This window comes from Enterococcus dispar ATCC 51266 (assembly GCF_000406945.1).
In the GTDB taxonomy this organism is placed as follows: domain Bacteria; phylum Bacillota; class Bacilli; order Lactobacillales; family Enterococcaceae; genus Enterococcus_C; species Enterococcus_C dispar.
On sequence record NZ_KE136354.1, the window covers coordinates 1,831,665 to 1,856,006 of the forward strand.

The window sequence follows — 24,342 nt, forward strand, 5'->3', positions numbered from 1 at the left end:
TAACGATTTGAAGGTCGCAACTTTTCAGTATTTGTCATTATACAACAGAAGTCTCATAATTTCATGTACTTGTTTTCAAATTAGCCATTTCTTTAAATGCTTGTGACAAAACCAGTAAAAATCGTCAGCAATAAGTTTCACTTTTTCTGCCTAAAATTACGCCAGCCGTAATACCCACCGAGGCAAATACCAGAAAGGCTCAAGATTAAAGCCACGATTATAAAGGTACGCGTTCCTTGTCCTCCAGTTGCAGGCATAAATCCTTTTTCAAAAGTATTGGTCACACGAAATTGGAGTGTCTGCGCCTTTTTTTCCACGGTAAACTCATTTGTTTGAGTATTCGTTAGTGTATTATAGTAAGTCACAGTTACATTTTTAGGTAGGCTCACTTCTTCTAAAGAATATGTTTTTCCAACTAGCAAATACTGACGCCAATTTTTAATTGGAACATCTTTTTTGGCAGAAGTGTAAAAAACAATCTCACTGGTTGTTTGATTCTCTTTAATATTCACTTCTCCATAGGCAATAACTTCTTTTGTCGCCTTTTCCTTTAAGATAAAATCAAATGTCGCAGCTCCTTTCATCCCTTTTAATACTTTATATGCATTAAACTCTAATGATGGTTGCTTTTCATTTGCTACATTTAACGTGAGATTCAGCTGATTATCAGATTCTGTAAATGAATACATCTTTTGCAGCGTCTCGTTTACCTTTTCGTTTTCATCTGTTACTTCTGGCTTTTTATCATTGAGCTTAAAATAAACATACTCAGAAAATAATTCATAGCCAGCAGGGGCGACGATTTCTTTCATGCGATAGTTTCCCGATTTTAAGCCAGTAAAGGTGAGTAAACCACTAGTAGATGTGCCAGCTTGGGCCTGCTTTTCATTTACTGTTTGCCAAGAACCATTCGTTTGTTTTTCTAAAACAAACTTTGCCCCTGCTAACACTTCTTTATCTGATTGACTATGTTTTTTGATTGTTAACATCCTCGCTTCACCACTGATCGTTCCAGAAGCGCTAATATTACGAATTTCGACTTTTTTTGTATCACTGTTGGAATATTTTCCCGCCCAATTCATTTTAATTTTGTTTTCAATATAACTTTGATCGGCTTTTTTAGGTTTCCCGCTATATTCAATGATTAATGGTGTCGTCACCGCAAAATCCTTAGCAAATTCAATTTTAAATCCGTTTTCGTTACACGCCAATTGATAGACTTCAGCTTCTACCTCGCCTTTTTTCTCAATTTTAGCTTCCCAAACCTTATCACTAATTTGAACATATTCTAAATTGGCATAATACAGCTTAATCTCTCCTGGAATAATAACTTGATCTGTAGAGATGTCTTCAATGATTAAATCATAAAGATGTGCTCCTTCAGGATTAACCACCACCTGCCAAGGTAATTGGGTTGTTTCTGTATCAAAGTCACCCGCACTTTTATAAATGCCATTTCCTCCTTTTTGATATGTGACCGTATTGGCCGTTGTCTCCGTTCCTGTCTGTGTTATCAGTGCCGCAGTATTTAATATTTGATTTTTATTTCCATTTTCAGCTGCCATTACCTCTGGGTTCAATCGAGAAGAAAAGCTCACTTTAAAAGCGGAATACCCCATGTCTTTTTTAAAGCGAACTGTAAAACCACGAATTACAAGATCGGAAGTTTGCTGATCTGCTGCAATTTCATGCCACTTACCATTGCTGTTTTGCAGGGGAATAATTTCATAGTCACTACTTTTTGTTAGAAGTGTTTCTGTGTAATCATGAAACCAATCTGTCGTTGAATTTTTTTGACCATCATCTTCTATTTTTAACTGGTGTACTCTAATATTTGCCAAATCTGCTATCGTCATTGTTTGAATTAGGCTGGTTGAATTATCCTCAAATTTCCAGACATTCATATGATCACTTATTTCATCGCCGGCTTTTATTTCATAGCCGCGGGTATTGGCCAAAATTTCCCAATCCACCCGGTTTTCTTCTAAATCCATAGTGCCTCTTTTACGAATAGAGGCACTGATATGTGCATTGTTGGTCCAACTAGTGTTGGCTCTTGAACTTCCTTCAAAATTAGCTTGGATGGCTTCTATTGTGTTGTAAAAATAATTGGCAATCGGCTGTTGGGGAACAATTCCTGCTTCCCCACCGTATTTTGAGGCAATTGCCAACCATATTTTTTTCCCCGAATATTTTTCATCAATTTTTAAGCTAAAACCGGCACCTTTTTCAGACCAACTCAGATCTTTTGATACGAGTGCAACGCCAGATTCGGAATCAAAAACCTTTTTTCCGTTTTCATCAATGATTTTCCCATTATCAATCGTAATCTCTTCTGGCTGTATTTCTACAAATTCGCCGTTTTCTTCATAAGCGACAATAATCCCTTTTTCTTTTAAGTAAGCTTGATTAATTCCTTCATTAAATTTTTTACCAGAGACTAAGACTTCTCCTGATTTTAATAAAGCTGCTTTATTCCAATAATAAAACAGACCATTTTTATAAAATGTTGCGTCCCTTTTGCCAATGGCAGCATCATTAATTAGAATCTCCCCAGCATTAGGAACAGTTGTAATAGAGGCTGACCACAAAATTGTCTTATCGTCAAAATTACTCTCCACTTGCTCATTAAATAAATTTTGGCGTATAACCTTTTTTTCCACTGCTAAAGAGGTAACACCGTTCGTACTTGCCTTTAAATTGCCTCCTTCAATGGTATTTGTTACTAAAGTTTGGCCATTGGCATCATCATGTTTGGATTGATAACTGATCATATACCTTCCTTTAGGCAATGTTTCTGCTACTTCTAATGTAAATCTTTGCGATTCTTTTTCCTTTAACAGAATTGTATTACGATACTGATCTGGTGTTGACGTAATTTCAGGGAAGATTTGCTGGCCTTTATTTATTTCGGCTAAAATTTTTAATGAATTAAAATCAATCTCCCCTGCACTGATTACATCACTAAAATCTATTCTTTCTTCTGTTTTTCTGTGATAAACCACCGTCCATTCAATGATTCCGTTACCTTTACCTACCGATGTCTTTTTTAGATCATCATGATAATACTCAGTCGCAGCATTTGCTTCCAATTTATTACTCCCCGCAATATTACTTTGTACCTGATTGGTTAACAGACTAGGATGATCATCTTTTAAGACTGCCGTATATTGAATTTTTAACGGCCCGGTTATCTGAGTATCAATCCCAGCTGCCCAATTATAAAAAGAAAGCGAAAATTTTGAATCATTACTTTTATCGTATGAAAGCTTGTAGTCTTTTCCTTCTATCAACTCTTTTTCTTTTCCATCTAATTCTAGAAATATTTTAAAAAGCTGATAATCAGGATGTTGTGCAATTCCTTCAGCTAACTCTCCTTGGGGTAGATAAAATCCCGCCGCCTTGTTCACACTAGTAGGGTATAGTGTTGAGATGTCTTCATCTGTGATACGCAAATCTTTAATCGGGACATATTGCGTAGGATTATTTTTATCTCGTCCGGGAGTGACAGCAATTTCCCATTCCACCAAGTGATAATTTTCTTTTTCAAATGAAACTTTATTTGGTTCTTTTGTAACACTTTTTTGTAAGCTATATTCATTTTTAACTGGTTTAATTTGAATTTTATCGTGGATATCTGCTTCTTTTGAAACCATAATATCGATTGTTTCTGTTACTTCTTCAACGGTAATAGTAGAAGATAAATTCATTTCTCCCCGAACATTTTCTTTGTCCCAATTCTCATTATTTAAAGTCACTGTCCATAAATGATTTTTACCGTCTGCTCCTCCATTTTTGACAATGGTGAACTCTCCTCTTTTTTCCCCTGCAATCGTAAGATTTTCGGTAATATTTTTTTCTAAATAAATATCGCCGGAAATTTCAAAACTAAAAACAAAATAACGTTGTCGCTCTTCATTGGCTTCAATTTCCTCTTTTACTTTTTGACCTGCTGGGGTTTCAAAGAATAAATCCAAATCATATGTATATTCTAATTGAACAGAGGTATCAGAAAAAATATAAGGTGGGTTTGCTGGATCATGACTTTGCCACGCTTCATTACCTTGTTTTGTTTTTACTACGACTTGGTTTATCGGCCATCCCGTCAAATCGTTGGGCAAGGTAATTACCAACGGATCTGCAGCTGTAGCTTTTGTATGCTCTTTAGTCACTTGTTTTTCTGAGGGAGTAGTATTCTTTGTCACGTGAGGATTCTTTAAATCGTGCACCTTTTCGTCTGCAGATAATTGATAATCTACTACTTGGGATTCTTGAATTAAATCAAATTGGAACTGCGGAACGCTATCTTTAGCTGTGACTGCCTTAAGTGTGCCTTTACTTTGGTTGTTACCAAAGGCCGCACTCGTTTCCTTTAACCAACCATCTTTTGTGGCAAAGTTTTCGCCGTTTAATTCTTTTATACCATTTTCATCCCAAAACTGCGCTTGTAATTGGGTTGCAGCCAATGGCGTATTTTTTTCATAATGAAAGCTCCACAATAGCGAATCCTCCCCATGAACTTCAACAGTATAGTCGATGGTTAAAAAATCTTTTTTTATTAAATAGTTTTTCTCATCTGTTGCTTTCGGTCGCCAAGTAAATGAACTCCCCACCAATGCTTCTAAAAAAGGAAAAAGCAGACTAATACATAAAATTAAGACAATTTTTTTATTTTTTAACTTCATTTCCATCCCTCACCTTACCATCATTATCTAATCTTATTTTAATTGTATAACAATTAAAGATGGATTCGCAAATTTAATAGTCAACAAAAGAACAACGAACACTATATTTTCCCTCATTTTGGCTAATTCAAAAAAATAATTGAATAATAAATTTTCCATTAAAAAAAAGAGATACGCTGTTAAACAGCCTAACTCTTTTACAAACTTACTAATTATAAAAAATAGAATTTGGTTATTTTATTACATCATCTTCTCTAATAGCGCTGCCTTTTTTTCTGCAATGGTATCAATTTGATTTTCTGAAATTGGCATGCCAAAAGGTTGTTTACTTGGTAAAAAGTCTAATTCAGGGGCATCCACGCCCACATTAATATTTTCTTTGATTGGCACACTATAGTGATGAACATGTCCATGAAGATTGCGAATATTTTTTGTAACACCCAAAAGTAGCGGATAGTGCGTCAAATAGTACTGATGGTGGTTGAACTTGACAATAATCCCCACATCCGCAAAATCAAACTTCCTTTGCCCATTGTTCATGTTGCTATTATTTTGTGCTAAAAATTTGAATAAAGTCCGATGATCATGATTGCCTTTAATAAAGATGATGTGACCATTTAAACGCATAAGTAACGCTAAAATTTCTGAATAGCCTGCTTCATAATCCGGATGCATGGCAATGTCGCCCAAATGATAAACCGTATCCGTTTCTTTTACGACTGCATTCCAATTTTTGATCATTACTTCATGCATGGTCATTATATCTTTAAATGGACGGGGAGCAAAGTCATTATCACCTAATAAATCTTGATGAAAGTAATGGGTATCGGATGTAAAAAATTTCATTTTCTTCACCTACAATACTGCCAAAGGCTGTTTTTTTGTTGGAGCAGGGTAATGAGATGCAATCAGCTCCCATTCGTCTGCTGTTAATAAGATATTTGCCGCAGCAAAGTTAGCCAATACATGCTGTTTGTTACTAGATTGTGGGATAGCTAATGTATCGTTATTGCGAATTGCAAAAGCCAATAACAATTGAAAAATTGTACACTGATATTTTTTAGCTAAATTTTGTAAAAGTTCATCTGCCAAAAATTGATTTCCTAAAGTATCCCCTTGGGCTACGGGTGAATAAGCAATTAAAGGCAGATTTATTTCTTTCATGTAAGGCAATAAATCAAACTCAATGCCGCGGTTGCCTAAGTTATAGAGCACTTCATTTGCCACACAATTTTTACCATTAGGTACTTGTGCCAACGCTTTAAGATCTGCTACATCAAAGTTTGAGACTCCCCAATTGCGAATTTTGCCCGCTTGTTTGGCTGATTCCATTGCTGCTACTGTCTCTTCTAAAGGAATGTCCCCCGGCCAATGGAGTAAATATAAATCCAAATAATCTGTGTTAAGGCGTTTTAAGCTGGCATCTAAGCTTTGCGGTAATTGATTTTTTGAAGCATGCCAGGGATAAACTTTTGAAATCAAATAAATCGTATCGCGCTGGATTGTTTTTAAAGCTTCTCCTACCAATCTTTCAGAATTTCCTTCACCATACATTTCTGCTGTATCCAAAGCTACTTTAGCATCTGGTGTCGTTTGCACCAAACCAGTTGACAAAGCCGCTAGTTCAGCTGTCTTTTCAGCAGAACTATCCCCCATATGCCATGTCCCTAATCCAATAGGATAGATTTGTTCACCTGCAATTTCCATCAACTTCTCCTCCTCGGCTTTTCTTACTTTCAGTATAAACCAGCTGGTAGATGGGGTAAAAAATTTTCCCTTTTCTTACAGTTAAAAGGCAATAGGCTATTAAAAAACTGTGTAAAAAAACTTAGGGGACTTGTTTACCTCTCAAGCAACCAGACGAAATTTTAAGAAAATGTCCTTTACATTCTTAAGATTTCAACTTAATTTTGCTAAGCGTTCGTTTGGGCAACTAGCTCCCAAAAACCTTGGTCTATCAGCCTTTTTTTAATCATATAATTCCTTTCTCTATAAAAAAACCGTTAGCATCAGCTAACGGTCCTACTTCATATTTCATTTTTCAACTTTTTCAAATAATCCACGACTAATAAAACCATCCATTAAAAAGTAAAACTTGTCTTGCAACATTTTATGTTGCGGATCTTTAAAGATGTTCACTGCTTTTAAACCATTGGCTGTTGTTACTGACATTTTTAGTGTTTTGATTTCACTATCGACAGTAATTTTCAATTTGAAGCCTTCTTTACTTTGAGGGGTTGCTTCTAAAGGTTGAATCAATTGAAAATTGCCGCCATTGGTTTCTTTAAAGCCATTATCACGCAATGTATATTTCTTTGCTTCAGGATTTAATCGATACGTGACAGCTGCCCCTAATACTGTTGCTGTTTTTTGAAAAGCCATTTACTCCACCTCTACTCCGTTATTACTTTAATTATAAAAGTTTTTGTGGTATTTGACTATACTCAACCTGCTATTTTTGGCATGCGGCAATTAATTGCTCCGCAAAATATGCCACATCTTCTACGGTATTGCCATATCCGAAGCTAACGCGAATGGATTCATGAATGGCATCACTATCTTTGCCATACATCGCAGTTAAAACATGGGAAGGTTCAATATTACCTGCCGTACAAGCAGAGCCAGTCGAAATTGCTTGGCCTTTTAAATCCAATTTCATTAATAACAAATTATTATCGACATCCATTAGTTGTAAATTTAAAACATGAGGTAACTTATGATTTAAATCACCATTAATGCGATAGGCAATGTTGGCCTCTGTTAGTTTTTTTAGTAATAATTCTGCCAACCGGGCATAATGCGTCGCATTTTCTGCCTGTTTTTCCGGTGTCAAAATGGAAACTGCTTGGGCCAACCCAATAATTCCCATTAAGTTTTCAGTACCGGCACGCCGTTTTTCCTCTTGTTCACCGCCATGAAGATAACTTGGCAGTTTGACACCATCTTTTTTGAAAAGAAAGCCCACTCCTTTTGGTCCATTGATTTTATGAGCTGAAATACTGAATAAATCAATCTGGTTTTCATAAGGATTTAGAGGAGTTTTCCCAAAAGCTTGAACGGCATCTGTATGAAATACAGCAGGGTGATCTTTTAACAACGCGCCAATTTCTTTAATTGGTAATAAATTTCCCGTTTCGTTATTGGCCGCCATAATTGAAACTAAAGTTGTATCTGGGCGTAATGCGTTTTTGACTTTTTCAACTGCCAATTGTCCTTTTTCATCAACGGGTAAATACGTTACTTCAAACCCCAAAGATTCCAAATAATGCATCGATTCTAAAACAGCGGGATGTTCAATCGCGGTTGTAATTAGATGACGTCCTTCTTGTTGTCGTGCCAAAGCAGTGCCAATAATAGCTGTATTATCGCCTTCAGTTCCACCACTATTAAAAATGATTTCATGCGCTTTTACGCCTAAACTTTTGGCAATCAATAAGCGACTCGCTTCTAATTTTTCATGGGCTTTGCGGCCAAAACCATGAACACTAGAAGGATTGCCAAAAATTGGCATTGCTTCTGTCATTGCGCTTATAACTGTCGGATGCAGCGGAGTCGTTGCAGCATGGTCCAAATAAATTTCTTTCACTATCTTCACCTTTTCTTGTGCATACTAGGGACATTCTAGCATAAAAGTAGCGTTTTATTAATTGATTACTATTTTAGCTAAAATAAAATAAAAAAGGCAGCGACAAAAGAATTGTCACCACCCATTTTAGGAATAAACAGTGTTTTATACCGCATTTTTTCTGAGAGTCAAAGATTTCTGTTACAGCCTTCTTGACTTTGGATTAATCAAAATCCTTTTCTTCTAAGCGAAATAATGGACTCATCGGCGTATTCTCGTGAATCCTTTTAACAGCCTCACCCATCAATTCTCCACAGGTAATATAAGTTAAATTATTAGGATGACGACTATCATCGGTTAAACAAGAATCGGTTACACAAATGTCAGTAATGCCAGCACTTTCCAAATTTTCTTTTGCCGGTGGGGATAACAAGGCATGAGACGCACACGCGTAAACTTCTTTTGCACCAGCTTCTTTTAATAATTCAGCAGCTACTTTGAAAGTATTTCCGGTATTTAAAATATCATCTACCATGATACAAGTTTTACCTGCCACATCCCCAATAACATAGCCGCCATTTTCATCACTTTCTTCTTGATCTACAATAGCTAAGGTCGTGTTGAGGTATTCTGCTAAACTTCGGGTGCGATTGACACCAGAATTTTTGGGCGAAACCACGACAAAATCATCGCCATACATTTTCTTTTCCCGATAATATTTTGCAAAAAGCGGCATGGTAAACAAATTATCAACTGGAATATCAAAGAATCCTTGCACTTGGACAGTATGTAAATCCAAAGTTAAAATTCGTGTAGCCCCTGCTTCTTGTAACATATTGGCTACAAGTTTAGCAGTAATCGGTTCATGAGGTCGTGCAGTTCGATCTTGACGGGCATACCCATAATAAGGCAAGACGACATTAATTGTTTTTGCACTTGCACGTTTCATTGCATCAATCATAATCAACAATTCCATATAATAATCATTAACAGGTTGATTGGTGGCTTGAATTAAGTAAACGTGGGCACCCCGCACACTTTCTTCAATACTAATTGAAATTTCACCATCACTAAAATGTTTAATGGCACATTGTCCTAATTGTGTTCCAAAAACAGCAGCGATCTTTTCTGCTAGCGGTTCATTTCCATTCAAGCTAAAAATTTTCAACGATTGATCCTGGTATTGTTCCCCCATGATAGCCTCCTTAATTAATGGCAGTTCTTTAACAATGTCATTTTCTCTGACAAATTCTTTTTTATTCTAACATCTTTTGCAGCTTTTTTGAACCGTAAGCGCCAGTTGCTTATTCCATTTCTCACTAGGGCAGGGAAATAGTACCATTAATCCAGCTAGCTGGAATCACTTTTTGGTAATCTCCCCAATTATCATGAACTTTGAGCCAATAATTTCCCATCGCATCTTTTTTATAGGCATAAGCCACTACCCAATGATTGCCATAAGTACTGCCTTTTAGTTTCATTAGTCCGACAATTACCGGTTTGCCTTCATCAATTCGTTTGGTTACTCGACTAATACCGCCTATGGGTGTTTGTCGGGCCCGAAAAGGCAATTGAAATAAAGTAAAGTAGCGAGACATTCCGTGAGCTACTTGCAAAGAAAGCGTGGGAAAATCAAAAGGTTGAATAATTACCCGTAATAAATCTTGTAAAGCGGCAGTCTTTTCACTACCTTGTTGTCGAATGTGGGGCGGGATGATAGTAGGGACTAGATAGTCTTGGTAATAGCACAAAAAAGTAGTAGCGGCACTTGTTCCACACAAATACCCCGATTTCGTCACAATATTGCGATAAGGATAAAAACGCGCTGGAGAAATTCCCTTCCATTCATTTACAGTTGTCATCTTCTCACCTCGCCCACAGTATAGCACAGGAGCTCTTTTTCGTTCACTTTATTCTAACCCGCCAAGAAGCCTGAACGTTTTCTTTGTGAAAAAGCTTTCTATGTATGATAATAGACGTAAAATAAAAAGAAATTTTATTTCTTTTAAGCGCTTTTCAACAACACAGACGATTTGACAATAAATTGGTAAAAAAGGATTGGGAAAAAATATTTTTATTTTCAATTGCGTCAATTTGTTGAAACTGCAAAAAACAAGGAGGACGCCATCTTATGAGCAACTTACTAAAAAATGATTTTTACGAATATGTGAATGGTGAATGGATGAAAACAGCAGTGATTCCTGCAGATAAACCGGCTACTGGTGGTTTTCAAGATTTAGTTGATGGTATCGATAAGTTATTAATGACAGAGTTTAATACTATGCTTGCTACAAAAAATAACATTCCCCAAGGAAAAATGAAAGATGCCATCGCCTATTATGAATTAGCAAAAGATTATGCTATGCGGGATAAATTAGGAACGGAACCGATCCAACCACTTTTGTCTAAAATTCGTGATCTAAAAGACTATGACGACTTAAATAAGCAATTGACCGATTGGGTTTTAGACGGTTTTCCGCTTCCTTTTGCGCTGGATGTAGACCAAGATATGAAAAATACCCAACAAAATGTTTTATTTGCCTATCCAGCTGATACAATCTTGCCTGATAAAACTTATTATGAAAAAGAACATCCTCAAGGTGAAAATTTATTAAAAGTTTTTGCTGATATGACGATCGCTGTCCTAGAAAAAATGGGACATTCCCAAGAAGAGGCAAAAAAAATCACCCAAGATGCCTTGGCTTTTGACCGCCTAATTGTTCCTCATGTAAGAAGTTCTGAGGAGAATGCCGATTATAGTAAAAATTATAACCCCCGTAGTTTTACGGAATTTTGTGCCTATGCACCAGTATTGGATTTAAAAGATTTAGTTGAAACGCTCGTGGAGACAACACCTGAAACTATCATTGTAACAGAACCAGATTACTTCGATGCGTTAAATGAGCTTTTAACTGAAGAAAACTTTCCATTACTGCAAAATTGGTTATACATCCATACTGCTTTAGGCTATACCAACTTATTGAGTGAAGAATTACGCCAACTTGGCGGGACATATGCCCGTCAATTATCTGGTGCTCCAAGTGCTATGCCACCAGAAAAGGCCGCCTTTTATTTAGCTAATGGACGCTTTAGCCAAGTTGTCGGCCAGTTTTATGGCACAAAATATTTTGGTGAAAAAGCCAAACAAGATGTCCAACACATGGTACAAACCATGATTGGCATTTATCAAGACCGTTTAGAAAAAAATGAATGGTTATCAAAAGAAACGCGTACAAAAGCGATTACCAAATTAAATAAGTTGGGTGTTCAAGTGGGGTACCCCGAAAAAATTCCAGCTTTTTATGAAAAATTCACTACTACAAGTAAAGCTGACGGCGGTACATTAGTTGCAAACAGCCGCAAGTTTAGTCGCATTGTTAGAGAAGATAATTTCAGCCGTTACGGTAAAACTGCTGATCGCAACGAGTGGGAAATGAGTGCGGCTACCGTCAACGCTTATTATCACCCATTTAAAAATATTATTGTTTTTCCGGCGGCCATTTTACAAGCACCTTTTTATAGCTTAGAACAATCTACTAGTGCGAACTACGGTGGAATTGGCGCCGTTATCGCCCACGAGATTTCTCATGCTTTTGATAACAATGGTGCAAAATTTGATGAATACGGCAATATGAATAACTGGTGGACAGACGCTGATTTAAATCACTTTGAAAAATTAGCTGCAAAAATGATTGCTGAATTTGATGGCATTGAATTTGCAGGTGGGAAAGTGAACGGTACGTTAACTGTTTCAGAAAATATTGCCGATGCAGGAGGAATTAGTTGCGCACTAGCAGCCGCTAAAAAAGAAGCAGATGTATCTTTAGATGATTTCTTTACCAACTGGGCTAAAATTTGGCGCACGAAAGCACGGGAACAATATCAACAATTATTATTAGCGGTGGATGTTCACGCCCCAGCCAAACTACGGGCCAATATTCAACTGCAAAATGTCCCTGAGTTCTTTGAAACTTATGCTATTACAGAAGGAGACGGCATGTACAAAGCCCCCGCAAATAGAGTGCATATTTGGTAAAAAGACAGAAGTAGAAGGGGAGCATTAAGCTATTCGTATTTTTATGCGTCTAACTTATTGCTCTTTTTTAAAATAAAAAAGAGGTGAGTTATTTGCAACAATATGAAAGCGATAGTTATTTGACTACCATCCAAACAACCATTACCCAACAAGGAAAAGACGAACACGGTAGTTTTGTATGTTTAAAAGAAAGCATTATTTATCCTGGAGGCGGTGGGCAACCAGCTGATAATGCTTGGATACAAGACATCCCCGTAACAAAAATACAAAAGAAAGATAATGAGGTACGTTATCATCTAAAAGATGATGTGCCCGCATTACCACAGCAAGTAAATGTTAAAATTGATTGGGACCAACGTTTTGACCTAATGCAACAACATACCGGTCAACATATCTTGGCTCGTGTCTGTGAAGATTTATTTCAAGTACGCATTTCAAAAGAACAAATCACATTGACGGATTCCTTTTTTGAAATTGATACCAAACTGAATGAAGCGCAGCTAAACGCAGCCATTGCCCGCAGCAACGAAATTATTCGCCATCACAAAAGTGTTGCTATTCTTTTTCCCACTGAAGAGCAATTAGCCAAAGAAACACTTTTCACTACTCCACCCAAGTATTTTGCCGGCTTGCGATTAATTAAAATTGATGATTTTGATATTATCGGCTGCGGCGGCACTCACGTCAATAATACTGCGGAAGTGCAAGCAATTGCTTTTACCCAAATAAAAGAGCATAAAAAAGGCACCACATTACACTTTGCCTGTGGCAATCGCCTGTTACAACAATTTGAAAGCAATCAAAAACAATTAGCCACTTTAAGTCAAAAAGCGCAAGTACCCACTACGGCTTTAACTGAGGCTTTCCAGCAGCAGCAAACAATGCTGAAATTTTATCAGCAGCGCATTGCTACTTATCAAGTTCAAGCATTAATCGAAAATGCCAACGAAATTTCAGCCAACTTTGTTTATAGTGAAATAGCCGAATCCGATGTAAAAGAATTACAACAAGCAGCTGGCAAACTTACTGCCATTTATCCTTCTGCTTTGATTTGTACTGCCACCAAAGATGAAGAAAATTTACGCTATCACCTTATTTGTCCCAATGAAAATACCAAGCTTCCCATCGGACAACTTATTAAAGTGAGCAATCAAAAATTTGGCGGACGCGGCGGCGGTTCTGCTTCAAAAGGTGATGGAACTTTGCCTTATAGTCAAAAAGAAGCCTGGTTACACTTTTTACAAGACTAGCCTAGTAAAAAACTAAACCAGCAGCCTCATTAGAGTGCCTTATTCCTTGTGAAACAAGATAATACCTTTCATTAAAAAAGCAGTGATGAGAAAAACGGTTATGAAAGCTTATAGCGTGACCCTAAAAAGTTAGTCTTTTTGAGGCCGCTACAAAGGCTTACCGAATTTCCATCACTGTTTTTTAGTGTTGTAATACATTTTTGAATAATTTTACTAAATTATCATAAGAAAAATGAATGGGGCAAAAACTGATTGCAGTTTTAGCCCCATTTCACCTTTTTTTGCAGCTGCCCATCACACATTACTATCGGGAATTTATAGCTCACATGCAAATGATCAAAAATACTTCTTGCACTTCTCATTTTTATTCTCTTACAAAATTTCAGCACCCAATGTATTTTTAAAGTGTGATAACGCCCAGTCATGTCCAATTTCATCAAAACTGGCGACAGCATTTTTAACAATGTGCAATTTATATCCCAAATTATACGCATCGACAGCTGTATGAAGAACACAAATATCCGTACAAACACCTGTTAAGTATAAATCGGTAATTTTTCTTTCCCGTAAGCGGATATCTAAATCTGTACCGCTAAAAGCAGAATAATGGCGCTTATCAATCCAATAAACTGCCGCTGCTTCTTTGTGCGTATCATATAAAGGAGTAAGACTTCCATAAAGCTCACGGCCAGAAGTTCCTATAACATTATGAGGAGGAAACAGGGCATTTTCGGGATGATACTGATCGTTTGGATCATGAGCATCAATGGCAAACACGGTATAATCTCCCGCTTCGATAAAATCTTGAGTAAATGCCACTAGACTCTTTTCAATTGCCTGACCGGCTTTGCCAGTGGTCAATTTTCCATCAGTCGCAACAAAATCATTGGTATAATCAATCGAGATAAGTGCTTTTTTCATATTGGACCTCCTTTTTATGAAAAATCTATTTTAGAATTCGAATAAATTCTAAGACTAATTCAGCCGAACGTTTGCCAGCTTCTTCAATAAATTCATCAAAGCTTACGGTAGCACTATGATCTGCGGTATCACTCATTGCTCGGACAACTAAAAATGGAATTGAAAATTGGCTCGCCGTTTGCGCAATTGCGGCACCTTCCATTTCACAAGCCAGGGCATCAGGAAAATCATTTAAAATTGCGGCCACTTTTTCTGAACTATCAATAAAGCTGTCCCCGGTCACAATTAGACCTTTTTTCACTTCATGGGCAGTTTTTACTGCCGCTTCTGCCATTACTTGTTGCAAATAAGTGCTGGTATCATAATAAAGGGGAAATCCTCCCGGTAATTGACCTTTCTTATAACCAAATCCGGTTACGTCAACGTCAAAATAGGCTAATTTTTCCGCGATAACTAAATCTCCAACCCTCAGACCAGAACCAATTCCGCCAGCAGATCCGGTGTTAATCACCATATTCACACCATATTGTTGAATTAATAAACTTGTGGTTAAAGAAGCTGCAACTTTTCCAATCCCTGAACGAACTACAATAACTTCATGATTGCCAATACGGCCGGAAATAAATAAAGCATCTGCCCGTTCCCAAGACAGCGGACTATCTATTGCACTTCTTAAAATTCTAATTTCTTCTTCCATTGCACCAATAATTCCAATTTTCACGTTAATTCCTCCAGCTTTTATCTGTTATTTAACCTAATAGTATCAGTTTCTTTAAAAAAATTCACTTTATAAGAAAATAGAATATTTTCTAGCTGCTTCCTCACAGGAAGCCAAAATTCTACCAGCCACTTCCAAATTCTGATTCTTCTTTCTAAAAGTTGCCAAAATTTATGGAAAGGATTAGAGATTCAATTTTTAATCCTTACAGTAATGAAAATTGAAAAACAAAAAAAGTTGGAACCAAAGTTTACTTGCAGACTGCTTGTTAACTTGATTCCAACTTATTTCATTTTAAGTTATAAAAAGAAAGTTGCCAATAATACAACACCAATCAAAAGGGCAACGACAATAATTGCACCAACTAAAAAACTGTTTAATTCCCGGGATTTACGGGACTCTCCGCTTCTAGTTTTGGTTAGTTCTTTTTGTTTTTTTGCTTCTTTACGATAAAAATTTTTAATTTTTTCATCTTTACGATCATATTCTTTTTGTAATTTCATCGTATTTTTTTCCCGCACAGGAACATCCAATTCATTTCTTATTCCTGCTTTTTCTTTTTGGCGCCGTAACTCGCTGCGGGTAATTAGTGGTCCTTTACTCACTTACGCCCCTCATTTCTGTAATAATTCCCAATAGGTAATAGCATACATGGTTTTTGCATCACAAATGAGCCCGTCTTTCATCGCTTTTTTTGCTTCGTCCAGCGACAATGCGTATAATTCTAATACCTCATCCTCATCTTGTGGTCGGGGATTTTCGACTTTTGTTAATTCTACAGCGTGATAAAGATGGAGCATTTCATTAGAAAAGCCTGGTGATAAATACATTGAGCCGACATGCTTCATTTCGGCTGCGGTAAAACCAGTTTCTTCTTCTAATTCTCTCGCACCTGTCACAGCGGGGTGATCTCCTTCCCCCGGATCGATTTTACCAGCGGGGATCTCTAAGATGACTTTTTCTAAAGGTTTTCGGAATTGTTTGACAAAGAGCATTTTATTTTCGGGGGTAATCGCGATAATCCCCACTCCACCAGGATGAAACACCAATTCACGTTTTGCGGTACCCCCATTTGGTAGTGAAACATCGTCTAAAAAAACATCGATAATTTTACCATGAAAAAGTTCGGTACGATTGATTGTTTTTTCTTCAAAATCTGCAAAGGAAAGCATTGCTACGCCTACTTTCTATCATTTATTATTTTCAATATTTACGTTGATTAACCTTGTGACACCTGCAGAGTAAAATTGGGGTCGATCTGCAAGGTACTAAAAAGATTTTTTCCTAAAAACTAAATACTATTATACACAATTTCACGAATGGGAAACTTAAGATTGCGATAATAAATCTTATGAATTCTCTAAATCGCAAAAATCCACCCTTGGTCTGATTTTTTTCCTTCTCCCCTCGTGGTAAAATAAACTCGTGAAGTTAAGGGAAGACCTTTAAAAGATAAATCACCCAAATTTTAGGAGGGTAAAAAATGAAGAAAAAAACCAAAGGACTAGTGCTAGCAGGGATCCTCTTTTTGCTACTTTATTTCGGTTTTGAAACAGGAACTGATTTGATTCCGTTCATCCTCGTTGTCGGTGGCATCTGCTTAATTGTTTATGGCGTTTCAAATCGCCGCAACAATGGTCAAACCAGTATATTACCAGTAATGACCAAAGAAAAAGAAGCCCATTATGTCGAAAGTGGTATGTCGGAAAAAGAAATTGAATTTTTCCGAGAAACAATGAATCAAACAAAAAAACAAATTTTACAATTACAAGAAAATATTAACAAAAATGCAAAGTTAAAAGCAATTGACTTACGCCATGATACATTGCGGGCATCAAAAGCCATGTTCAAAGAATTGGTCAAAGATCCACAAAAACTCCATTTTGCCAACCATTTCTTGTATACTCACTTACCTAATATGGTGGATTTGACCGACAAATTTATTGAAATTAACGGTCATGAAATCAAAACCAAAGAAACTTACGAAAAAATTGAAGAAAGCTCCCAAATTATTGATCAAATGGCAGCCTTAATTGCCAAAGATTATCAGCAATTTGTCGCCGATGATTTGGAAGATTTGGATATCGAGCTTTCCATTGCCAAACAAAGCTTAAAAAGAGATAATAGTTTGTAAGCAGGCGCTTACAGAAAAAAATCTAGCGCAAGCTAGATTTTTTATTAAACTTTTATTTAAGCAAACAAATTGAAATTGGAGGAATGAACATGGCAGATACACCTGAAACACAACAAAACGTCGATCAAACATTGGACGATTTATTAAATAATCCTTTCACTACACCAGTAGGTTCTTTAACTGAAACACAACAAAACGAAATTAATGTCTTAAAAGATCAGCAAAAAGCTGATCGCTTAGTCGATAAATTACCTGAAGATCGTAAAGTACAAGCGCAAGAATTAGCAGCAAAAATTGATGTCACCGACCAACAAGGTGTTATCACCTATGGCGCCGTGGCCCAACAAAAATTAAGTGAATTTTCACAATCGATGTTAAATCACGTGCAAGCGGCTGATATCGGTCCTGTGGGAGATTCTTTAACCGATTTAATGTATCGTTTAAATGAAGCAAATCCAGATGATTTAAGAGCTGGAGAAGGTAACGTCTTTAAGCGAATGTTTGGTAAAGTCAAACAATCCATCTATGAAATTACCGCCAAATATCAAAAAATTGGTGCCCAAATTGACAAAATTGCCGTTAAACTGGACAAAGAAAAAGATGGGCTACTAAAAGATAATTTGATGCTAGAACAACTTTATCATAAAAACAAAGACTATTTTGATGCCTTAAATCTTTACATTGCCGCTGGCGAATTAAAAATGGAAGAATTACAAACAAAAATTATTCCAGAAGCTGTTGCAAAAGCCCAAGCAACCGGTGATCAAATGGATGTGCAAATTGTCAATGACTATAATCAGTTTTTAGACCGTTTAGATAAACGTACCCATGATTTGCGTTTAGCACGTCAAATTACAATTCAACAAGCACCACAAATTCGCTTAATTCAAAATACGAACCAAGCGTTAGCAGAAAAAATTCAAGCATCTGTCAATACTGCTATTCCATTATGGAAAAACCAAGTAGTGATTGCTTTGACTTTATTGCGTCAAAAAGATGCTGTAACAGCACAACGCCAAGTTTCTGAAACAACGAATGAATTATTGAAGAAAAATTCTGAAATGTTGAAAGTTTCCGCAATTGAAACCGCCAAAGAAAACGAACGCGGTATCGTTGACATCGAAACCTTGCAAAAAACCCAAAACGACTTGGTTGAAACGATTCAACAAACATTACAAATTCAGCGCGAAGGAAAAGAAAAACGGCGGGCAGCCGAAGTGGAACTTGGCCACATGGAGGCTGATTTGAAACAACGCCTATTGGAATTAACCCAAAGTGAAAAATAAATCTGATTAACTGTCTAAGCTCTGCTAAGTTGCAGAGCTTTTTTGTTGGACTTAAACTACTTTGTTCAATAGCAAAAGCTGGCTGACTTTGCTATCATAAAATTGCAGCAAAATTCTGTCATTTAAGGAAAAGAGGGAAAATATGGCGATTTTACGTTTTGAAGCAGTCCATTTGATTCGCAACCAAAAGGTATTACTTGAAAATATCAACTGGCAAATTGAACGTGGGGAAGACTGGGCTATTCTAGGTCTAAATGGCGCTGGTAAAACATTACTATTGCAATTAATTGCTGGAAACCTATGGCCATCAAAGGGTAATCTAACGGTTTTAGGCGCTGAATTTGGTAAAGCGAATATACCCAATTTGGCCAAACGCATTGGTTGGGTCAGTAATGTAGTTCAAGCCAAACTTTACCAAAGTGATACTGCTCTGGCGATTGTTATTTCCGGCAAATTTGCCAGTATCGGCTTGTGGCAAGAGCACAGTGCTGCCGATGAAAAAAAAGCAGTGAAATTGTTAGACGCTTCAGGGGGCAACAAACTCCATCATAAACCTTATCAAATTTTATCCCAAGGAGAAAAACAAGTTGTTCTAATTGCCCGTGCCCTTATGGCGGACCCTGAGCTTTTGATCTTAGATGAACCTTGTAATGGTTTGGATTTATTTGCCAGAGAAGACTTACTGGCAAATATCGCAAAATTAAAACAGCAAAAAAATGCCCCCACTGTTTTATTTGTGACTCATCATACAGAAGAAATACTTCCTTTTATTACTCAAGTACTCATGATTCGTAATGGCCAGATTTACGCCCAAGGAACTCCTCAAGAATTGCTTACGTCACCAGTTTTAAGCGCGTTTTATGAACGTCCAATTCAAATTATACCTCTTGCTAAAGACCGCTTGATTGTCTATCCCAAATCGTAAAAAAGCATAAGAAAAGTAAAAGGAATAGGGTAAACTTTCAAGCAATAAGATGAGATTTTAATAAACTTTTCTTGAAATTTCAATTTATTGACATAGAAAGTTCGTTAGGGTAGCTAGCCAATATCATTCTTAATATATTCCCTTTATTTCTTGTAAAAAGATCTCTTTCCCTACAAAAAAAGTGTCAGGAAAATTCTCATTTTGCTGTGAGAATTTCCCTGACACTTTTTACAAGATATTTATTGCTTGTTCATTTCACTATTGCGATAACCATAGAAAAAGTAAATCGCTAGTCCGAGTATCAACGTTACACCAAATACAATATAAGTTGTCAGCGTAAACTGGGCAATTAAAAAGATACAAGCCAATACTGATAAAATTGGTAAGATTGGCACTAATGGCACAGCAAACTGACCTTTTTCAGGTTTCCCAAAATCTTTGCGTAATTTCAAAATACCACCAGACACCATCATCAAATACACCAAAGCGGCAATATTAGTTAATTCCGCCAAAATTTGTAGCGGAAAAGCGGCAGCAAAGAATAAGGCAAAGGCACCTGCCACAAAAGTTGCATTTTTCGGTGTCCGCGTTTTTTTATCAATTTTTTGCATTTGCTTTGGTAACAAACCGTCCTTACTAATTGCATATAACAGACGGGCCAAAGAGTACATCATAGAAATCGTCACCGTCAATAACGTTAAGATTGCGCCAACAGAAATGACGGAACCAATAAAACCGTGACCGGCATAGCGCATTACAAAAGCCATGGGATCAGATACTTGTAATTTGGCAAAAGGAACAGCCCCTGTAGAAATCAAAGTTACAATAATATATAAAACAGTTGCAATCCCAATGGAGCCGATGATGCCTTTTGGAACATCTTTTTGAGGATTTTTTACTTCTTCGGCGGCCATGGCAACGGAGTCAAAACCTAAAAAGGCAAAGAAAACTAAAGATGCTCCGCGAAAAACACTGCTTGTCCCATTTGGCATAAACGGCGTCCAGTTATTGGGTTTGATATAAAAAATACCAACCGCAATAAATAGAATAATAATGAAAAATTTCACCCATACCATCGCATTATTTAAACGGAGTGCTTTTTTGGCTTCTTGGCTGACCCAAAAAGTAATAAAAACAATGACCAAAGCTGCGATTAAATCAATATAAGTCCCATTTGCCGCATTGTAGCCGCCTGTTAGTGCTTTAGGCAAGTGAATTCCCCAACTGCCTAAAAAACCTTGCATGTAGCCTGACCAGCCTGAAGCAACTGAACAAACTGCTAATAAAAACTCACAAATCAAAAACCAACCCGTAAACCAAGCGGCAAATTCTCCAAAAACGACATACATATATGCGTAAGGACCACCAATTACGGGGATTCGCGCTGAAAATTCAGCGAAACAAAGTCCAGAGAGACCAACAACTACAGCTGCTAACACAAAAGATAAAGTTAATGCCGGACCAGCTTGATTAGCGTCTGGTACTCCTGTAATAACAAAAATACCGGTGCCGATAATGGCGCCAATTCCTAACATAATCAAATCTTTCAATTGTAAATTGCGCTTTAAGTCCGTTGCTTGACTTGTTTTAATCTCTTTTTTGCGAAAATCCATTGCGCTCCCCCTCATAATCTAACCAAATTTCTTTTAGTGGCTTTTAAGACAAAGCCTTCATATATCCTAAAAGGATACCACCAAAAATAACAAGAAGGCAACCAATAATGACATAAAACATTTCTTTTTTCGTTTTGTGTTCTCCTAATAAGAAGATACCGCCTAAAGTTGAAATGATGATGCCCATTTGGGATAATGAAAAACCAACTGCTAAGCCGACTGTTTGAATGGATAGCAGCATACAAATATTCCCGATTCCCCATAAAAGACCCGAGGTAATATTGCGCCAAACATATTTGTCAAAAGAAACTTTTTTCGCGGAAAAACATAACGCCCCAGTTAACATACCGATACTTTGGGGCAAAATAATCGCTAAAGGATCAAGACCAGCCCAAGTGATAATAATGGTATAAAGGCCATAACCAATTGTTGAAATAAACAAAAAACGAAATCCTTTGCCAAAATCATACATTTTCATGCCCGCTTCTGGCTCACTCTTGCCATTTGGATCTTTGCGCGAAGTTAAATAAGCACCGGCAACAAGTAAAGCTAAAGCTAAAAACCCTAAGACAAAATCACGTCCATGTTGCCACTCATGGAAAAAGATTGCACCGGCAATAGTATTTAACATCAATTGCATACCCGTTGAAAGGGGTAGTCCCACTGAAACACCCATCGCTTTCATGGCATGAAATTGACCATTTTGGCCGACAAACCAAAATAAACCCGAAATAAAACCGATGATTATTGTCATCATATCAATACTTGGTCGCATAACAAAAAAGATACCTAAAGAGAAAATAAAAGCCCCCATTGTCATCCCAAGAGTCTGTTGGTTGGCGTCACCGCCTAATTTTCCACTTACCAAACCAATGCTGCCCCAGGCAAACATCGGTATTAATGCTACTAATAAAGCCATTTTCATTCTCCTTTTTTCTATAATCTAAAAAGACACCCAAACAGTGTAGCAGTGAAAACGTTTTGCAGACAAGAAAAAACTCGCAGTTTTCTGCGAGTTTATCGTTGTTCTTGATAATAAGAAACATAAGGAAAGAAAAGTGTCATAGTCGTCCCCACACCTACCGTTGATTCAGCCGACAAAGTGACACCTAACTGTTGGGCCAAATTTTGCGCTAAATACAAACCTAAGCCCGTCGCATGCATTTCTGAAAAACGACCATTTTGACCTGTAAAGCCTTTATCAAAAATACGGCGTACATCTTCTTTAGGAATTCCGATGCCATTATCTTTTACAGATAAGGTTACACCTTTAGCAGATTGATCAAGCAAAATAAGGATTTCCCCATTTTCGGGCGTATATTTAATGGCATTACTCAATAATTGCTGAAAGATAAAGCCAATCCATTTGCCATCGGTTAAAACACTTTGATCTTCCCCCACCACTTGATAACGCAATTTTTTTTGAATAAAATAATTTGCATTACTCCGCATAATCGGTTGAATCACTCTTTTTAATTGGGTTTCTTCAATCAAGTAATCTTTTGAAAAATTATCCAAGCGGGCAACATACAATACCTGTTCAACATAGCCGTCGATTTTACCCAATTCATTTTCCAACTGCATATATTTATCATCGGGAATATCGAATTCTATGGCATGGAGTAAAAGCTGACTGGCAGCCAGTGGAACTTTAATTTCATGTACCCATGAGTCAATATAATCTTTTTGATCTTCTTGAGCGGCTACAATTTTTTGCATATGGACTTGATGTTCACGAATGATTTGATTGATAAAATCTTGTTGCAGTTGTTCTTCGTAAGTTCTGGCTCCTGTCAAATAATTTTGAATAGAGCTCTCCTCTTCTCCGACTTGTAGTTTTTGCCACCATCGCCGCTTGTAATAATAGTGATATGCCAAAAATAAGATAAAAAAAACACCTTCAATTAGAGCCAAATATCCTATATTGCGCCAATCAACATGAAACCCTGGTGTTAGCCACATAATAAACGCCGTTAGAAAAACAAAACCAATCCAAGCAAAAATCAATAACCACTGGTCTTTTAAATATCTAAAAAAATTCATCGGAACTCCTATCACATCAAAATTTCCAACCTTCATCTAAATGAAACGTGGGATTAGCCTTTCATTTTGCTACAAATTAGAAAAGCGTCTACGGAACAAGATACCCTTGTCCGACTTTTGTTTCAATATAATCTTTCACACCAGCTTGTTCAATTTTTCGTCGCAAACGATTAATATTAACTGTCAACGTGTTGTCATCAACATAGCGTTCATCGTCCCATAGTGCTCGCAATAATTTTTCTCGGGACAAGATTTTGCCGTTGTTTTTCATTAAAATATACAACAAGCGATATTCATTTTTACTTAAATCTATGACCTCATCATTAATCATCATGGTACTGTTATCCACATTCAGCGTTAAGCCATTATGCACGAGTGTTTCACTATTAGCTTCAGAATAGTTATAAGAGCGTCGCAATAGTGCATTGATTTTTGCAACTAAAACATCTAATTCAAATGGTTTGGTTACAAAATCATCTGCTCCCATATTCATCGCCATAATCATATCCATATTGGTATTGCGACTGGAAATAAAGATAATCGGAACTTTGGAGACTTCACGAATTTTTTGACACCAATAATAGCCATCAAATACCGGTAAGTTAATATCCAATAAGATTAATTGCGGTTCTTGCTCTAAAAAATCATCAAAAACATTTTCAAAATTGGTGGTACCAAAAACATCAAACTGCCACTTTTTCAATTCTTCCATAATTAATTGACGAATTACACCTTCGTCTTCTACTACCATAATTTTTGCCATGATATCCTCCTATCAGACACGCGTGGTTAAAATAATCTATACTAACAAGTTAGCGCATTTTGTTTTTTGTCGCAAGTTCTTGCCTCTGATTTAAAAGTAACTTAGGTAATAAGAAAAAAGGCAGCCGACAAAATAATTTGCAGACTACCTTCACTATGTTTATTCGATTAATAAAATACCTTCTTCAACCAATTTGGCAATAAATAAAAATATGCCATCCGCAAACAAGACACTCATATTCACACCAAAGTACAGCGCAATCTTCTCAAACCAATCACTGCGGCGTTTTTTCAAATAGCGGTAAGCTAAAAAATTGCTGCCATAAGTTATGATGGTTGCACCAACTAAAACCCAGCCTATCATTTTACATTCCCCTTTTAACTAAAACCTTTTCATCTTTAGT

The 24,342-nt window shown here is 36.8% G+C and carries 21 protein-coding genes; 5 read left to right on the forward strand and 16 right to left on the reverse strand.

Going from position 1 to position 24,342, the window contains the following annotated elements; all coding sequences use genetic code 11:
- Positions 1 to 137: 137 nt before the first annotated feature.
- The 7 genes from RK01_RS08750 to RK01_RS08780 all read right to left on the reverse strand — a co-directional run bounded on the left by RK01_RS08750 (position 138) and on the right by RK01_RS08780 (position 10,112).
- Positions 138 to 4,685, reverse strand: coding sequence for a prealbumin-like fold domain-containing protein (locus RK01_RS08750; protein WP_016172938.1), 4,548 nt, complete (start codon positions 4,683 to 4,685; stop codon positions 138 to 140).
- A gap of 240 nt (positions 4,686 to 4,925) precedes the next feature.
- Positions 4,926 to 5,531 carry a metallophosphoesterase gene (locus RK01_RS08755; protein ID WP_016172939.1) on the reverse strand — a complete coding sequence of 202 codons (606 nt, stop codon included), beginning with the start codon at positions 5,529 to 5,531 and terminating at the stop codon, positions 4,926 to 4,928.
- 9 nt (positions 5,532 to 5,540) lie between these two features.
- Positions 5,541 to 6,392, reverse strand: coding sequence for an aldo/keto reductase (locus RK01_RS08760; RefSeq protein WP_016172940.1), 852 nt, complete (start codon positions 6,390 to 6,392; stop codon positions 5,541 to 5,543).
- A 327-nt stretch (positions 6,393 to 6,719) separates the two neighbouring features.
- Positions 6,720 to 7,067: a DUF1831 domain-containing protein gene (locus tag RK01_RS08765; RefSeq protein ID WP_016172941.1), complete on the reverse strand. Its 348-nt coding sequence runs from the start codon at positions 7,065 to 7,067 to the stop codon at positions 6,720 to 6,722.
- A 70-nt stretch (positions 7,068 to 7,137) separates the two neighbouring features.
- Entirely contained in the window at positions 7,138 to 8,271 is a 1,134-nt protein-coding gene (locus RK01_RS08770) for a cysteine desulfurase family protein (protein ID WP_016172942.1), read from the reverse strand.
- A gap of 202 nt (positions 8,272 to 8,473) precedes the next feature.
- Positions 8,474 to 9,445 (reverse strand): ribose-phosphate diphosphokinase, encoded by a 972-nt coding sequence (locus RK01_RS08775; protein ID WP_016172943.1) that lies wholly within the window; start codon positions 9,443 to 9,445, stop codon positions 8,474 to 8,476.
- A 124-nt stretch (positions 9,446 to 9,569) separates the two neighbouring features.
- A complete protein-coding gene (locus RK01_RS08780; RefSeq protein WP_016172944.1) occupies positions 9,570 to 10,112 on the reverse strand; it encodes a hypothetical protein in 543 nt (180 codons plus the stop codon).
- Between the two features lie 269 nt (positions 10,113 to 10,381).
- Between RK01_RS08780 and RK01_RS08785 the strand changes: the two genes are divergently transcribed.
- Entirely contained in the window at positions 10,382 to 12,286 is a 1,905-nt protein-coding gene (locus RK01_RS08785) for a M13 family metallopeptidase (protein ID WP_016172945.1), read from the forward strand.
- 83 nt (positions 12,287 to 12,369) lie between these two features.
- Positions 12,370 to 13,536, forward strand: coding sequence for an alanyl-tRNA editing protein (locus RK01_RS08790; protein ID WP_244874959.1), 1,167 nt, complete (start codon positions 12,370 to 12,372; stop codon positions 13,534 to 13,536).
- A gap of 372 nt (positions 13,537 to 13,908) precedes the next feature.
- On the opposite strand, the gene RK01_RS08795 is transcribed toward RK01_RS08790, so the two are convergent.
- The 4 genes from RK01_RS08795 to RK01_RS08810 all read right to left on the reverse strand — a co-directional run bounded on the left by RK01_RS08795 (position 13,909) and on the right by RK01_RS08810 (position 16,347).
- Positions 13,909 to 14,457: a cysteine hydrolase family protein gene (locus tag RK01_RS08795; protein ID WP_016172947.1), complete on the reverse strand. Its 549-nt coding sequence runs from the start codon at positions 14,455 to 14,457 to the stop codon at positions 13,909 to 13,911.
- A gap of 25 nt (positions 14,458 to 14,482) precedes the next feature.
- Positions 14,483 to 15,178, reverse strand: coding sequence for a 5'-methylthioadenosine/adenosylhomocysteine nucleosidase (locus RK01_RS08800; RefSeq protein WP_016172948.1), 696 nt, complete (start codon positions 15,176 to 15,178; stop codon positions 14,483 to 14,485).
- 296 nt (positions 15,179 to 15,474) lie between these two features.
- Positions 15,475 to 15,780: a cell wall synthase accessory phosphoprotein MacP gene (macP, locus tag RK01_RS08805; RefSeq protein ID WP_016172949.1), complete on the reverse strand. Its 306-nt coding sequence runs from the start codon at positions 15,778 to 15,780 to the stop codon at positions 15,475 to 15,477.
- A 9-nt stretch (positions 15,781 to 15,789) separates the two neighbouring features.
- Entirely contained in the window at positions 15,790 to 16,347 is a 558-nt protein-coding gene (locus tag RK01_RS08810; protein ID WP_016172950.1) for an NUDIX hydrolase, read from the reverse strand.
- Positions 16,348 to 16,658: 311 nt separating this feature from the next.
- Between RK01_RS08810 and RK01_RS08815 the strand changes: the two genes are divergently transcribed.
- The 3 genes from RK01_RS08815 to RK01_RS08825 all read left to right on the forward strand — a co-directional run bounded on the left by RK01_RS08815 (position 16,659) and on the right by RK01_RS08825 (position 19,520).
- The gene (locus RK01_RS08815; protein ID WP_016172951.1) at positions 16,659 to 17,309 is read left to right on the forward strand and encodes a 5-bromo-4-chloroindolyl phosphate hydrolysis family protein; all 651 of its coding nucleotides are present in this window, start codon (positions 16,659 to 16,661) and stop codon (positions 17,307 to 17,309) included.
- Positions 17,310 to 17,398: 89 nt separating this feature from the next.
- Positions 17,399 to 18,595 (forward strand): toxic anion resistance protein, encoded by a 1,197-nt coding sequence (locus RK01_RS08820; RefSeq protein ID WP_016172952.1) that lies wholly within the window; start codon positions 17,399 to 17,401, stop codon positions 18,593 to 18,595.
- Positions 18,596 to 18,737: 142 nt separating this feature from the next.
- Positions 18,738 to 19,520: an ABC transporter ATP-binding protein gene (locus RK01_RS08825; RefSeq protein WP_016172953.1), complete on the forward strand. Its 783-nt coding sequence runs from the start codon at positions 18,738 to 18,740 to the stop codon at positions 19,518 to 19,520.
- A 239-nt stretch (positions 19,521 to 19,759) separates the two neighbouring features.
- On the opposite strand, the gene RK01_RS08830 is transcribed toward RK01_RS08825, so the two are convergent.
- From RK01_RS08830 to RK01_RS08850, 5 genes are all read right to left on the reverse strand, one after another.
- Positions 19,760 to 21,133, reverse strand: a complete 1,374-nt coding sequence (locus tag RK01_RS08830; protein ID WP_016172954.1) for an amino acid permease — start codon at positions 21,131 to 21,133, stop codon at positions 19,760 to 19,762.
- Positions 21,134 to 21,176: 43 nt separating this feature from the next.
- Complete coding sequence (locus RK01_RS08835; protein WP_016172955.1) at positions 21,177 to 22,052, reverse strand: GRP family sugar transporter; 876 nt, start codon at positions 22,050 to 22,052, stop codon at positions 21,177 to 21,179.
- Positions 22,053 to 22,150: 98 nt separating this feature from the next.
- Positions 22,151 to 23,176: a two-component system sensor histidine kinase SapS gene (sapS, locus tag RK01_RS08840; protein ID WP_016172956.1), complete on the reverse strand. Its 1,026-nt coding sequence runs from the start codon at positions 23,174 to 23,176 to the stop codon at positions 22,151 to 22,153.
- 88 nt (positions 23,177 to 23,264) lie between these two features.
- Positions 23,265 to 23,939: a two-component system response regulator SapR gene (gene sapR / locus RK01_RS08845; RefSeq protein ID WP_016172957.1), complete on the reverse strand. Its 675-nt coding sequence runs from the start codon at positions 23,937 to 23,939 to the stop codon at positions 23,265 to 23,267.
- 159 nt (positions 23,940 to 24,098) lie between these two features.
- The gene (locus RK01_RS08850; protein ID WP_016172958.1) at positions 24,099 to 24,302 is read right to left on the reverse strand and encodes a hypothetical protein; all 204 of its coding nucleotides are present in this window, start codon (positions 24,300 to 24,302) and stop codon (positions 24,099 to 24,101) included.
- Positions 24,303 to 24,342: the final 40 nt, after the last annotated feature.

Excerpts from the sequence above, each read along its gene's own strand:
- RK01_RS08820 (WP_016172952.1), top strand. The coding sequence starts at position 17,399 with ATGGCAGATACACCTGAAACACAACAAAACGTCGATCAAACATTGGAC.
- sapR (WP_016172957.1), bottom strand. The coding sequence starts at position 23,939 with ATGGCAAAAATTATGGTAGTAGAAGACGAAGGTGTAATTCGTCAATTA.
- RK01_RS08815 (WP_016172951.1), top strand. The coding sequence starts at position 16,659 with ATGAAGAAAAAAACCAAAGGACTAGTGCTAGCAGGGATCCTCTTTTTG.
- RK01_RS08765 (WP_016172941.1), bottom strand. The coding sequence starts at position 7,067 with ATGGCTTTTCAAAAAACAGCAACAGTATTAGGGGCAGCTGTCACGTAT.
- RK01_RS08755 (WP_016172939.1), bottom strand. The coding sequence starts at position 5,531 with ATGAAATTTTTTACATCCGATACCCATTACTTTCATCAAGATTTATTA.
- RK01_RS08780 (WP_016172944.1), bottom strand. The coding sequence starts at position 10,112 with ATGACAACTGTAAATGAATGGAAGGGAATTTCTCCAGCGCGTTTTTAT.
- RK01_RS08835 (WP_016172955.1), bottom strand. The coding sequence starts at position 22,052 with ATGGCTTTATTAGTAGCATTAATACCGATGTTTGCCTGGGGCAGCATT.
- RK01_RS08830 (WP_016172954.1), bottom strand. The coding sequence starts at position 21,133 with ATGGATTTTCGCAAAAAAGAGATTAAAACAAGTCAAGCAACGGACTTA.
- RK01_RS08785 (WP_016172945.1), top strand. The coding sequence starts at position 10,382 with ATGAGCAACTTACTAAAAAATGATTTTTACGAATATGTGAATGGTGAA.
- RK01_RS08810 (WP_016172950.1), bottom strand. The coding sequence starts at position 16,347 with ATGCTTTCCTTTGCAGATTTTGAAGAAAAAACAATCAATCGTACCGAA.
- RK01_RS08760 (WP_016172940.1), bottom strand. The coding sequence starts at position 6,392 with ATGGAAATTGCAGGTGAACAAATCTATCCTATTGGATTAGGGACATGG.
- RK01_RS08795 (WP_016172947.1), bottom strand. The coding sequence starts at position 14,457 with ATGAAAAAAGCACTTATCTCGATTGATTATACCAATGATTTTGTTGCG.
- RK01_RS08825 (WP_016172953.1), top strand. The coding sequence starts at position 18,738 with ATGGCGATTTTACGTTTTGAAGCAGTCCATTTGATTCGCAACCAAAAG.
- RK01_RS08775 (WP_016172943.1), bottom strand. The coding sequence starts at position 9,445 with ATGGGGGAACAATACCAGGATCAATCGTTGAAAATTTTTAGCTTGAAT.
- RK01_RS08850 (WP_016172958.1), bottom strand. The coding sequence starts at position 24,302 with ATGATAGGCTGGGTTTTAGTTGGTGCAACCATCATAACTTATGGCAGC.
- sapS (WP_016172956.1), bottom strand. The coding sequence starts at position 23,176 with ATGAATTTTTTTAGATATTTAAAAGACCAGTGGTTATTGATTTTTGCT.
- RK01_RS08750 (WP_016172938.1), bottom strand. The coding sequence starts at position 4,685 with ATGAAGTTAAAAAATAAAAAAATTGTCTTAATTTTATGTATTAGTCTG.